The organism is Halomonas sp., assembly GCF_014859505.1.
GTDB lineage: Bacteria > Pseudomonadota > Gammaproteobacteria > Pseudomonadales > Halomonadaceae > Halomonas.
Window position 1 is genome coordinate 1 of the sequence record NZ_JACUUD010000016.1, and the last position, 12,310, is coordinate 12,310.

Below are 12,310 nucleotides of genomic sequence, written 5' to 3' on the forward strand. Positions count from 1 at the left end.
CGGATGCGTACTTTACGGTTTTCCCCGCCACCCCGCAAGACCCTCGTGTAAAAAAAGTTTCAGGATGATGGCAGAAAGACCAATCCGACGTGTCAGCGCCGACCCGAACCATCCACAGCAGCGTGACGACCGGAGGGGCTGTGGATAAACAGCAGGGGCAGGGAAAGCCACCTCCGGGGAGAATCGAGAGAAGCGGAGCAGAGCCTGGAAACGACTGCGCCCGCACTTGGGCGGGCGCAGCGTACACTGGCCAGGGCCAGTCGGATCATGTCCGACTACTTGAGCGTCACCCGGGCATAGCGCTTCTTGCCCGCCTGGATCACATAGCTCTTGCCTGTCGCCAGCATGTGGTCCCGCTCGACCACCTCGCCATCCACCTTGACCCGCCCGTTGCCGAGCATGTCCTTGGCCTGGGCGCTGTTGTTGGCCAGACCCGAGCGGTTGAGCACCGCGGCGATGGGCGCCTGCTCGCTGCCCTCGAAGTCCACCTCCACCTCGGGCAGATCCTCGGGCAGCTCGCCCTCGGCCAGCTGGTTGCCTGCGGAGCGGTGCGCATTTGTCGCCGCCTCTTCGCCGTGATAGCGGCCGATCAGCTCACGCGCCAGGATCATCTTGATGTCGCGTGGGTTGGCACCGGCTTCCACATCGCGCTTGAGCGACTCGATCTCCTCGTTGGACTTCAGGGAGAGCAGCTCGAAGTAGCGCCAGATCAGGCTGTCCGGCATGGAGACCAGCTTGTTGAACATCGCGCCCGGCGCCTCATCCACCCCGACGTAGTTGCCCAGTGACTTGGACATCTTCTGCACCCCGTCCAGCCCTTCCAGCAGCGGCATGGTGATCACCACCTGGGGCGTCATGCCGAAATGCTTCTGCACCTCGCGCCCCATCAGCAGGTTGAACTTCTGGTCGGTGCCGCCCATCTCGATATCGGCCTCCAGCGCCACGGAGTCATAGCCCTGCACCAGCGGGTAGAGGAACTCGTGGATGGAGATCGGCTGACCGGCCCTGTAGCGCTTGTCGAAGTCGTCGCGCTCGAGCATGCGCGCCACGGTGCTCTGGGCCGCCAGCTCGATCATCTTGGCGGCGGTGAGCTCGCCGAACCACTCGGAGTTGAAGCGCACCTCGGTCTTCCCGGGGTCGAGGATCTTGAACACCTGCTCCTTGTAGGTCTCGGCGTTGACGCGCACTTCTTCCTCGGTGAGCGGCTTGCGGGTGACGTTCTTGCCGGTAGGGTCGCCGATACGACCGGTGAAGTCGCCGATCAGGAAGATGATCTGATGCCCGAGATCCTGGAACTGGCGCATCTTGGTCAGCAGCACGCTGTGCCCCAGGTGCAGATCGGGGGCGGTGGGATCGAAGCCCGCCTTGATACGCAACTTGCGGCCGGAGGCCAGCTTCTTGACCAGCTCATCTTCCAGCAGAATTTCCTGGGTGCCTCGCTTCAGCAGCGCCAGCGCGCTCGCCACGTCGCTCATCGTCTCCTACTCCATGTACTCGGTTGCCGTGCCCCGGCAGGGATCATCGAATGGGGCAGGATGGTAGCATGAGTCGGCACCTTGCGGTGACGCCCCACAACCCGAGAGAGTGACATGCCCCTCTTTATAGGCCTGATGTCCGGCACCAGCCTGGACGGCATCGATGCCGCCCTGGTGGAGATCGACGATATGCTGTCTGGCGTCCAGCCCCGCCTGCTGGCCACCCACGCCGAGCCGATGCCTGCTGCACTCCGCGAGCGGCTCTGGGGGCTGTGTCACGCCGAGCGGGCAAGCTTTGCCGATCTGGCGGCGGCCGAGGATGCCTTCTGCCGGCTTCAAGCGAAGGCCGTGGCCGCACTGCTGACAGACAGCGACACGCCTCACGATGTGATCGCGGCACTCGGTAGCCACGGCCAGACCGTCGAACACGCCCCGCTGGGACACGCCGGCGGCCCCGCCTATACCCTGCAGCTCGATAATCCCAGCCTGCTGGCGGAACTCACCGGACTCACCGTGGTGGCCGACTTCCGACGCCGCGACCTGGCCGCCGGCGGCCAGGCAGCCCCCCTCGCGCCGGCCTTCCACGAGGCACTGTTCCGCGCACCCGGCGAGTGGCGCCTGATACTCAACCTGGGAGGGTTCGCCAACCTGACCCTGCTGCCTCCCGCCGAGGATCCCCGGGCCCCGGTAGGCTTCGACTCGGGACCAGCCAATGCCCTGCTGGACGCCTGGCACGCCCGGCATCGTGGCGGCGGCTTCGACATGGATGGCGCCTGGGCGGCCTCGGGGCGGGTCGACGAAGCACTCCTGGCCCGACTGCTGGCAGAGCCCTTCTTTCATCTGCCGCCGCCACGCAGCACCGGACGCGAGCTCTTTCACCTTGGCTGGCTAGAGGCAAAGCTGACGGGAGAGGAGCACCCCGAGGACGTGCAGGCCACCCTGGCGGAGCTGACGGCAGCCAGCGTGGCCCAGGCAGTGACCATGGCGCAGGGGCGACTTGATGCGCCGGCGGCGGCAAGGCTGATCCCCTGTGGCGGCGGCGCCCACAACCGCGATCTGCTGACACGCCTGAGCCGCCATTTGCCCGACTCGGCCATCACCGATAGCGCGGAGTGGGGCTGGCCGGCCGACTGGCTCGAGGCCGGCGCCTTCGCCTGGCTGGCCTGGCGCAGGCTTCAGGGCCTGCCGGGCAACCTGCCCTCGGTGACTGGCGCCGCGGGGCCCCGCGTACTGGGGGGCGTCTACGCCCCCTGATCCACGCGCCGGTAGCGGCCTAGAACTCGTCGTCGCGCTTCAGCGAGAGGTGACTGGCCGCCTCGCGGGCCTGGGTCATCCCTTCGCTGCCGGCATCACCGTACTTGATCATCATGCGCAGATCGTTGGCCGAGTCGGCATGCACCAGCGCCACCTCCTCGGTGATCTTGCCCGCCTTGAAGATATCGTAGAGCGCCTGATCGAAGGTCTGCATGCCCAGATCCCGGGAACGGGCCATGACATTCTTGATCTCGTTGACTTCGCCCTTGCGAACCAGGTCCCCGATCAGCGGCGACTTGAGCATGATCTCGATGGCCGGGCAGCGTCCACCATCCACCGTGGGCAGCAGCTGCTGGGCCACGATGGCACGCAGGTTGAGAGACAAATCTAGCCATACCTGGCCGTGACGTTCCATGGGAAAGAAGTTGATGATGCGATCCAGTGCCTGGTTGGCGTTGTTGGCGTGCAGGGTCGCCAGGCAGAGGTGGCCGGTCTCGGCGAAGGTGAGGGCGTGCTCCATGGTCTCCCGAGTACGGATCTCGCCGATCAGTATGACATCGGGAGCCTGGCGCAGGGTGTTCTTCAGCGCCACCTCGAAGGAGTCGGTGTCGATCCCCACCTCGCGCTGGTTGATGATCGCCTTCTTGTGCGGGTGCACATACTCGATGGGATCCTCGACGCTGATGATATGGCCACCGAGGGTCTCGTTGCGCTGCTGAATCATTGACGCCAGCGTGGTCGACTTGCCGGTACCGGTGCCGCCCACCACGAACACCAGGCCGCGCTTGATATTGGCCAGTTCGCCCAGCACCGGAGGCAGCGACAGCTCCTCCAGATGGGGAATCTCGAAGGCGATACGCCGGATCACCATGGCCTTCTGGTTGCGCTGCTGGAAGGCGCTGACGCGAAAGCGCCCCTTGTCCTTGAGGCTGAGTGCGAAGTTGGCCTCGCGTTCGACCTGGAAGCGCGACATCACCGTCTCCGGAATCGACGCGCTGACCAGCTCGTTGACCTGCTCCACGCTGAGCCCCTGGTCCCCCATGGGGGTCAGCTTGCCGGCCATCTTGAGGGTCGGCGGCGCCCCCACAGAAATCAGCAGATCCGACGCCTCCTTCTGCACCATGATATCCAGCAGCTGGTAGAGCCACTCTTTCGCCGTCATGTCCCTGCTCCTCTTCCCCGTTGTTCCCTGCCGAACGGCCGAATTCCCGCTCAGTTCGCCAGCATGCCCTTGGCCTTCGCCTGCGCCTCATCGCGCGCCACCACGTTGTCCGCCACCAGCTTGGCCAGCGAGGCATCCAGGGTCTGCATGCCCAGATTGCCGCCGGTCTGGATGGCCGAGTAGATCTGCGCGACCTTGTCCTCGCGGATCAGGTTGCGCACCGCCGCGGTGGCGATGAGGATCTCGTGGGCCGCCACTCGGCCGCCCCCCATGCGCTTGAGCAGCGCCTGGGAGACCACCGCCTGGAGCGACTCCGAGAGCATCGAGCGCACCATGGATTTCTCATCCCCGGGGAAGACGTCGATGATCCGGTCGATGGTCTTGGCCGCCGACGTGGTGTGCAGGGTGCCGAACACCAGGTGGCCGGTCTCCGCCGCAGTCAGCGCCAGCCGGATGGTCTCCAGGTCACGCAGCTCGCCGACCAGAATCACGTCCGGGTCCTCGCGAAGGGCGCTGCGCAGCGCCGGTGCGAACCCGTGGGTGTCGCGGTGCACCTCACGCTGGTTGATCAGGCAACGCTTGCTGCGGTGGACGAATTCCACCGGATCCTCGATGGTGAGGATATGCTCGTAGCGGTTGTCGTTGATGAAGTCGATCATCGCCGCAAGCGTAGTGCTCTTGCCAGAACCGGTGGGGCCGGTCACCAGCACCAGGCCGCGGGGCAGCATGGAGAGCTGACGGAAGACGGTGCCGAGGCCGAGGTCCTCCAGGGTCAGCACGTCGGTGGGGATGGTGCGGAACACCGCCCCGGCGCCGCGCGCATGGTTGAAGACGTTGACACGGAATCTCGACACGCCCGGCACTTCGAAGGAGAAGTCGGTTTCGAAGAACTCCTCGTAGTCACGGCGCTGGCGGTCGGCCATGATGTCGTAGATCAGCTTGCGGACCTCGCGGTCCTCCATGGCCGGCACGTTGAGGCGGCGAATGTCGCCATCGACCCGGATCATCGGCGGCAGGCCCGCCGACAGATGCAGGTCGGAGGCCTTCTGTTTTGCCGAGAACGCCAGCAGTTCGGTAATATCCATGCGTTTTCCCTTACTCCCGCAGCCCTGGTGACATCTTGTAATGTTCAGTATGACAGAGCTTGCCACATGACAGCCCCTTCTGCCTCCACCGCCCTCGCCGAATCGCTGGCCACCGTGCGTCGGCGTCTGGCCGACGCCCTGTCCGCCGCCGGCCGGCCGACGACCAGCGCGCGCCTGCTGGCGGTCAGCAAGACCAAGCCGGCGACGCGGGTGCGCGAGGCCTGGCATCTCGGCCAGCGCGAATTCGGCGAGAACTACGTCCAGGAAGCGCTGGCCAAGCAGGCCGAACTGGCCGACCTCGAGGGCGTCGTCTGGCATTTCATCGGTCCGCTGCAGTCCAACAAGACCCGCGAGGTAGCCGAACACTTCGCCTGGGTACACAGCGTAGACCGCGAGAAGATCGCCCGGCGCCTGAACGATCAACGCCCGGAGGGATTGCCGCCCCTCGAGATCTGCCTGCAGGTCAATATCAGTGCGGAGCCCAGCAAGTCCGGAGTGAGCCTCCCCGACCTGCCTGCGCTGGCCGAGGCGGTACTGGCGATGCCGCGGCTTCGCCTGCGCGGACTGATGGCGATCCCGGCCCCGAGCGAGGACATGAACGCCCAGCGCGAGCCCCTTGCCCGGCTGCGCGAGGCCCTGGAGGCACTCCAGCGCCGCTTCCCCGAGGCACCGCTGGACACCCTCTCCATGGGCATGACCCATGATCTCGAGGCCGCGGTGCTGGAGGGTGCCACCCTGGTGAGGGTAGGCACCGCCATCTTCGGGGAGCGTGAAAGCCCCCGCTGAGCACCAACCGATCACCGAAGCCGCCGGATGCCTGCACCGGCCCCACTCGTAGAGCGACACAGGACACACCCCATGGCCACCAGAGTCACCTTCATCGGCGCAGGCAACATGGCCAGCGCCATCATCGGCGGGATGATCGACAGCGGCTTCTCGCCCTCCGCGATCACCGCCACCTCCCCCAGCGATGCCTTCCTCGCACCGGTGCACGAGCGCTACGGCATCCACACCAACACCGACAACGTGGCCGCGGTCGCCCAGGCCGATGTGGTCGTGCTGGCAGTGAAGCCGCAGATCATGAAGGAGGTCTGCGAGGGCCTGGCCGGCGCGGTCCAGCGCCGGCGCCCGCTGATCATCTCGGTGGCCGCCGGCCTCGATGCCGCCACCCTCGAGACCTGGCTGGGCGGCGAGTTGCCGCTCGTGCGCTGCATGCCCAATACCCCGGCCCTGGTCGGCGCCGGGGCCTCCGGCCTCTATGCCAATGCCAGCGTCAGCGACGAGCAGCGCCGGGTCGCCACCGAACTGATGGAGGCCGTGGGCCTGGTAGAGTGGGTCGAGGACGAGGTGCTGCTGGATGCGGTGACCGCCGTCTCGGGCAGCGGCCCGGCCTATTTCTTCCTGATGTTCGAGGCCATGGAGGAGGCCGGCGTCGCGCTGGGCCTGCCCGCCGAGACCGCCCGGCGCCTGGCGATGCAGACCGCCTTCGGCGCCGCCAAGATGGCGATGGCCAGCGACAAGACCCCCGCCGAGCTCAAACGCAACGTGATGTCGCCCGGCGGCACCACCGAACGCGCCGTCGAGCATCTCGAGGCCGCCGAGCTGCGCCGCATTCTCGCCGAGGCCATGGACGCCTGCGCCGCCCGCGCTCGGGAGATGGCCACAGAGCTCGGTGGCCGCTGACTTCAGGCATCGGTTTCAAGGGGCCGCCGGATGGCGGCCAACCCACGACATGGAGGAACCCTCATGGGAAATGCCGGCCTGCTGCTGGTCAACACCCTGGTCAACCTGTACATCTTCCTGCTGATGTTGCGCTTCCTGCTGCAGGCGTCCCAGGCCGACTACTACAATCCCATCAGCCAGACGGTGGTCAAGATCACCCAGCCGGCGGTGCGCCCCTTCCAGGGCTTCCTGGGCCCGGTAATGGGGCGCTTCGACATGGCCACCCTGGCGGCCGGCTTCGTGATCAAGGCGGTCAGCATCGTCATCATCCTGCAGGTGGCAGGCTTCGGCATGGCGCCGGTCGCCAGCGTGGCCATCGGTGCCGTGGCGGCGCTGGCCAATGCCATCCTCAAGATCTACTTCTTCGCGCTGATCGCGATGATCATCCTCAGCTGGGTGGCCCCCAACGCCAGCCACCCCGGAGCGCTGCTGGTGATGCAGCTGGTGGAGCCGATCATGGCGCCCCTGCGCAAGGTCATCCCGCCCCTGGGCATGATCGACCTCTCGCCCATCGTGGCATTCATCGCCATCAGCCTGATCGATGGTATCGTGGTGGGCTCGCTGACCCGCGCCGCCGGCGTGGCCGGCGCCCTGGTCGGGCTTTGAGCCCCCACTCGCCGCCCACCGCAACGACTGGACACGGAACGACTGATGCCCGAGCTCCCTGTTGACTCGGTCGGCCTGGTGACGCCCCAGACGGCGCACTTCGACGACCCCCTGGCCCTGGCCTGCGGCAGGACGCTGCCGGCCTACGACCTCGTCTACGAGACCTATGGCACCCTCAACGCCGAGCGCTCCAATGCGGTGCTGATCTGCCACGCGCTGTCCGGCCACCACCACGCCGCCGGCTATCATCGCGCCGACGAGCGCAAGCCAGGCTGGTGGGACGCCCATATCGGTCCCGGCAAGGCCATCGACACCGAGCGCTTCTTCGTGGTCTCGCTCAACAATCTCGGCGGCTGCCACGGCAGCACCGGGCCCAACTGCGAGAACCCGGAGACCGGCCGCCTGTGGGGGCCGGAGTTTCCAATGGTGACCGTGGGCGACTGGGTGAACAGCCAGGTCCGACTGGCCGACCGGCTGGGCATTGAACGCTTCGCCGCGGTGATCGGCGGCAGCCTGGGCGGCATGCAGGCGCTGCAGTGGGCCCTGGCCTACCCGGAGCGGGTCGCCAGCGCCGCGGTGATCGCCGCCACCCCCAAGCTCTCGGCCCAGAACATCGCCTTCAACGAGGTCGCTCGCCAGGCGATCCGCTCGGACCCCGACTTCCACGACGGCTGGTACACCGAGCACGACACCGTGCCGCGGCGCGGCCTCAAGCTGGCGCGCATGGTGGGACACATCACCTACCTCTCCGAGGATGCCATGGGCCACAGGTTCGGCCGCGACCTGCGCACCGACGACCTCAACTTCGGCTTCGACGTGGAGTTCCAGGTGGAGTCCTACCTGCGCTATCAGGGCGACACCTTCTCCACCTCCTTCGATGCCAATACCTACCTGCTGATGACCAAGGCACTGGACTACTTCGACCCGGCCGCGGCCCATGAGGGCGATCTCGCTCGCGCCCTGGCCTCGGCCACCTGCCCCTTCCTGGTGGTCAGCTTCACCACCGACTGGCGCTTCCCGCCCTCGCGCTCCCGGGAGCTGGTCAACGCCCTGGTGCACGCCGGCAAGCCGGTCAGCTATGCCAACATCGACTCGACCCACGGCCACGACGCCTTCCTGATGCCGGAGCCCCGCTATCAGGCGGTGTTCGCCGCCTTCATGGACCGCGTGGCCGGCGACCTCGGGCTGGAGACGCGCGCATGATGAATCGCCCCGACTTCAAGCTGATCCACGACTGGATCCCCGAGGGCGCCCATATCCTCGACCTGGCCTGCGGCGATGGCAGCCTGCTGGCGGCCCTGGCCCGCGACAAGCACGTCACCGGCTACGGCCTGGAGATCGACCCCGACGGCATCACCGCCTGCATCGCCCGGGGCGTCAACGTCATCGAGCAGAACCTCGACGAGGGGCTTTCCAACTTCGACGACGACGCCTGCGATCTGGTGATCATGACCCAGGCCCTGCAGGCCCTGCGCCGCCCCGACCTGATGCTCGACGAGATGCTGCGAGTGGCCAGCGAAGCGATCATCACCTTTCCCAACTTCGCCTACTGGCGCCACCGGGTGCATCTGGGGATCCGCGGCTACATGCCGGTCTCCAAGTCGCTGCCCCATGCCTGGTACGACACCCCCAACATTCACCTGTCGACCTTCAATGACTTTGAACAATTGTGCCGGGACAAGGGTCTGATCATCGTCGACCGGGCGGTGGGCATCGGTGACCACGAGGGCCACTGGACCTCGCGGCTTTGGCCCAACCTGTTCGGCGAGATCGCGATCTTCCGGGTCGCCCGCGGCTGACCCGGTCACGACGCAACAGCGTCGATCACCAACAGGGTAGACAAGAGGGGTGACGATGAAACCTGGCATCCTGGCCTTCCTGGCGGCAGTCACCCTGGCCCTGCTGGTCGGCCCTGCCGCCGCCCAGCAGTACGAGCAGGTCGGCAACTACCAGATCCACTACAGTGCAGTGAACACCAGCTTCCTGCCCGAGGCGGTGGCCCGCGAACACGGCATCCAGCGCAGCACCACGATGGCGCTGCTCAACGTCAGCGTGCTCGAGGAGCGCGAGGACGGCACCACCCGTGCCCTGCCCACCACCGTGAACGGCACGGTCGGGGGGCTCGGCAGTGGTGACACGCGCACGCCGCTGAGTTTCCGCACCCTGCGCAGCGGCGACGTCCCCTCGCAGGTTGCGGTGTTCCGCATCCACGACGACGAGGCGATGCGCTTCGATCTGGAGGTCCTTCACGACCGTAACGCCGAGCCGGCCAGGGTCAGCTTCATCCAGCGCTTCTACATCGACCGCTGAGCCCCCGGCGCTGCCCGCCAAGGCGCAATCCGTCACGGCCCGAGGCGGCGCTCCAGGTCCACGGGCAGCGCCCGCCCCAGGCGGATCGCGACTGGCACACCGCCGCGACGCTCCACCTCGCAGCGGTGTGCCATCACCTCCACGCCACGCACCGCCGCCGCCCGCAGGGTCGCCGCATAGGTCGAGTCCAGATGGGCCGCGGGCGCCACGTCATCGATGCCCTCGTGGGCCACGCAGAACAGCAGCACCGCGCGCTCGCCCCGCTCGGCCAGCGCCGCCAGCACCTCCAGATGCCGGCGGCCCCGCTCGCTCACCGCGTCGGGGAAGTAGCCGTGGCCGTCACCCTCCTTCAGGGTGACCTGCTTGACCTCCACGAAGGCCGTACCGCGCTCGGGGTCATCCAGGCGGAAGTCGAGACGTGAGGCCTTCTCCTTGCCGATCACCACCTTCGCCTCTCGCCTCAGCTCGGCATAGCCGGCGAGGCCGGGCACCCACCCCTCTCGCAGCGCCTCCTCGACGACGCGATTGGCCCGCCCGGTATGCACCGAGGCGGTGGCCAGGCGGCCGTCGGGCTGGGGCAAGTCGATCAGCTCCCAGGTCCAGGCCAGCTTGCGCGCCGGGTTGACGCTGGGTGCGAGCCACACCCGGCAGCCCGGCAGGTTCACCGCCCGCATGGAGCCGGTATTGGGACAGTGGGCGACCACCTCGCGGCCATCGTCGAGGCATACGTCGGCGAGGAAGCGCTTGTAGCGCCGCAGCAGCGTGCCCGGCACCAGGCCGGGGTAATCCATGCCCACTCCCTACCGGCGCGCCAGGAAGCGCTCGAGACGGCTCACCGCCTCCTCCAGCCGCTCGACCCCGGTGGTGAAGGCGATGCGCACATGGCGCTCACCGCCCACCAGGGCGAAGTCGATGCCCGGTGTGATCGCCACGGCCTCCTCCTCCAGCAGGCGCCGGCAGAAGGCCTCGCTGTCATCGCTGTAGCGAGAGATATCGAGCCACAGGTAGAAGGCGCCCTGGGGCGGCAGCGAGGGCGCAAGCCCCAAGGGAGCCAGGGCCGCCAGCAGGGCGTCCCGACGGCGCGCCAGCTCACTGCGCCGGGCCTCGAGGATCTCCCGGCACTCGGGGGTGAAGGCGGCCAGGGCCGCATGCTGGGCCGGGGTGGAGGCGGCCAGAAAGACGTTCTGGGCAAGGCGAGTCAGCGGCTCCACCGCTGCCTCCGGCGCCAGCAGCCAGCCCAGGCGCCAGCCGGTCATGCCGAAGTACTTGGAGAAGCTGTTGACCACGAAGGCATCCGGGGTGATCGAGGCCACCGAGAGCGGCTCGAGATCGTAGCAGAGCCCCTGGTAGATCTCGTCCACCAGCAGGTGGCCGCCCCTCGCCGCCACGCTCCCCGCGACCGTCGCGAGCCGGGCACGATCGAGCATATGGCCGGTGGGGTTCGAGGGGGTGGCAAGCATCGCCAGCCGGGTGGTGTCACGCCAGTGGGCCTCGACCAGCCCGGCGTCCAGCTGCCAGCCGCTCGCCGGCCCCACTGGCACGGCATCCACCTCGGCGCCGGCCAGGGCCATGAAGTGGCGGTTGCAGGGGTAGTTGGGATCGGCCATCAGCACCCGGTCGCCGGGGCCGGCGAGCAGCTGGCTGGCCAGCAGCAGCGCCCCGGAGGCGCCGGGGGTCACCAGGATGCGTCGGGGATCGACCTCGGCGCCGAAATGCTCGGCATAGTGGCCGGCGATCGCCTCGCGCAGCGCGGGAAGTCCCGCCGCCGGCGAGTAGCGGGTATGGCCCCTGGCCAGGGCCGCCTGGCCGGCGGCCACCACCAGCGCAGGGGTCGGAAAGTCGGGCTCGCCCACCTCCAGGTGGATGACGTCGTGGCCGGCCGCCTCGCGGGCCTGGGCGGTTTCCAGCAGGCTCATCACCCGGAAGGGGGCGACCCGGTCGATGCGCGGACTCCACGCCATGGCAAGGCTCCTGTGAACGAGAATGTGTGCACCCGGGAGCCAGGCCCCCTTGGCGCGGTCAAAGGTTCATGATACCGAGAGCCCATAGTGTAACGACTTTGGTGGCAGGGCCGTAGCCGGCGGGGCAGACGAGGTTGCAAACCCCCGGTTTTTCCGATAAACAAGCATCCCTTTGGCGTGAGATACCTTGCTAGGTGCGGGTATTGATCAGCAGTCACTCAAGTAACGAGGCAGTCCCATGCCAGTAGCCGACAAGAAAGTGGAAGCGCCCAAGAAATTCACCCCCTACGAGCCGGCGGCGGGTGAAGAGTACATGAACGAGAAGCAGCTGGAGCACTTCCGCCAGATCCTGCTGGGCTGGAAGCAAGAGCTCATGGAAGAAGTGGATCGCACCGTGCGTCATCTGCAGGAAGAGGCGAACAACTACGCCGACCCGGCCGACCGCGCCACCCAGGAGGAGGGCTTCAGCCTGGAGCTGCGCACCCGGGATCGCGAGCGCAAGCTGCTCAAGAAGATCAACGAGACCCTCGACAAGATCGACGAAGATGACTACGGCTTCTGCGAGGCCTGCGGCGTCGAGATCGGCATCCGCCGCCTCGAGGCGCGCCCCACGGCCACCCTGTGCGTCGACTGCAAGACGCTGGCCGAGCTCAAGGAAAAGCAGCTGGGCGGCTGATCCAGGCATGCCGATGGCCTGCATGAACCCTCGCAACGGGCACCCCTGGGTGCCCGTTC

The 12,310-nt window shown here is 67.4% G+C and carries 13 protein-coding genes; 8 read left to right on the plus strand and 5 right to left on the minus strand.

Going from position 1 to position 12,310, the window contains the following annotated elements; translation table 11 throughout:
• Positions 1–275: 275 nt before the first annotated feature.
• A complete protein-coding gene (gene tyrS, locus IBX53_RS04010; RefSeq protein ID WP_290905694.1) occupies positions 276–1,475 on the minus strand; it encodes a tyrosine--tRNA ligase in 1,200 nt (399 codons plus the stop codon).
• A 114-nt stretch (positions 1,476–1,589) separates the two neighbouring features.
• Between tyrS and IBX53_RS04015 the strand changes: the two genes are divergently transcribed.
• Entirely contained in the window at positions 1,590–2,729 is a 1,140-nt protein-coding gene (locus IBX53_RS04015; RefSeq protein ID WP_290905696.1) for an anhydro-N-acetylmuramic acid kinase, read from the plus strand.
• Between the two features lie 19 nt (positions 2,730–2,748).
• On the opposite strand, the gene IBX53_RS04020 is transcribed toward IBX53_RS04015, so the two are convergent.
• Both IBX53_RS04020 and IBX53_RS04025 read right to left on the minus strand, forming a co-directional pair.
• Entirely contained in the window at positions 2,749–3,891 is a 1,143-nt protein-coding gene (locus tag IBX53_RS04020; protein WP_290905699.1) for a PilT/PilU family type 4a pilus ATPase, read from the minus strand.
• A 50-nt stretch (positions 3,892–3,941) separates the two neighbouring features.
• Positions 3,942–4,976 (minus strand): type IV pilus twitching motility protein PilT, encoded by a 1,035-nt coding sequence (locus tag IBX53_RS04025; protein ID WP_290905701.1) that lies wholly within the window; start codon positions 4,974–4,976, stop codon positions 3,942–3,944.
• A gap of 66 nt (positions 4,977–5,042) precedes the next feature.
• Between IBX53_RS04025 and IBX53_RS04030 the strand changes: the two genes are divergently transcribed.
• The 6 genes from IBX53_RS04030 (at position 5,043) to IBX53_RS04055 (ending at position 9,614) form a co-directional block, all read left to right on the plus strand.
• Positions 5,043–5,762, plus strand: a complete 720-nt coding sequence (locus IBX53_RS04030) for a YggS family pyridoxal phosphate-dependent enzyme (RefSeq protein ID WP_290905703.1) — start codon at positions 5,043–5,045, stop codon at positions 5,760–5,762.
• 72 nt (positions 5,763–5,834) lie between these two features.
• Complete coding sequence (gene proC / locus IBX53_RS04035; RefSeq protein ID WP_290905706.1) at positions 5,835–6,659, plus strand: pyrroline-5-carboxylate reductase; 825 nt, start codon at positions 5,835–5,837, stop codon at positions 6,657–6,659.
• Between the two features lie 63 nt (positions 6,660–6,722).
• Positions 6,723–7,304, plus strand: a complete 582-nt coding sequence (locus IBX53_RS04040) for a YggT family protein (protein ID WP_290905709.1) — start codon at positions 6,723–6,725, stop codon at positions 7,302–7,304.
• A 45-nt stretch (positions 7,305–7,349) separates the two neighbouring features.
• Positions 7,350–8,507: a homoserine O-acetyltransferase gene (locus tag IBX53_RS04045; protein ID WP_290905712.1), complete on the plus strand. Its 1,158-nt coding sequence runs from the start codon at positions 7,350–7,352 to the stop codon at positions 8,505–8,507.
• Entirely contained in the window at positions 8,507–9,103 is a 597-nt protein-coding gene (metW, locus tag IBX53_RS04050; protein ID WP_290905797.1) for a methionine biosynthesis protein MetW, read from the plus strand. The genes IBX53_RS04045 and metW overlap by 1 nt, the downstream gene beginning before the upstream one ends.
• Positions 9,104–9,158: 55 nt before the next feature.
• Positions 9,159–9,614: a DUF4426 domain-containing protein gene (locus IBX53_RS04055; protein WP_290905715.1), complete on the plus strand. Its 456-nt coding sequence runs from the start codon at positions 9,159–9,161 to the stop codon at positions 9,612–9,614.
• A 32-nt stretch (positions 9,615–9,646) separates the two neighbouring features.
• Here IBX53_RS04055 and sfsA read toward each other — a convergent pair whose 3' ends face one another.
• Together sfsA and IBX53_RS04065 are read right to left on the minus strand one after the other, a co-directional pair.
• A complete protein-coding gene (gene sfsA / locus IBX53_RS04060; RefSeq protein WP_290905717.1) occupies positions 9,647–10,405 on the minus strand; it encodes a DNA/RNA nuclease SfsA in 759 nt (252 codons plus the stop codon).
• Between the two features lie 9 nt (positions 10,406–10,414).
• Complete coding sequence (locus tag IBX53_RS04065; protein WP_290905720.1) at positions 10,415–11,575, minus strand: pyridoxal phosphate-dependent aminotransferase; 1,161 nt, start codon at positions 11,573–11,575, stop codon at positions 10,415–10,417.
• A 238-nt stretch (positions 11,576–11,813) separates the two neighbouring features.
• Between IBX53_RS04065 and dksA the strand changes: the two genes are divergently transcribed.
• The gene (gene dksA / locus IBX53_RS04070; RefSeq protein ID WP_290905722.1) at positions 11,814–12,251 is read left to right on the plus strand and encodes an RNA polymerase-binding protein DksA; all 438 of its coding nucleotides are present in this window, start codon (positions 11,814–11,816) and stop codon (positions 12,249–12,251) included.
• The last annotated feature ends 59 nt before the right edge of the window (positions 12,252–12,310 follow it).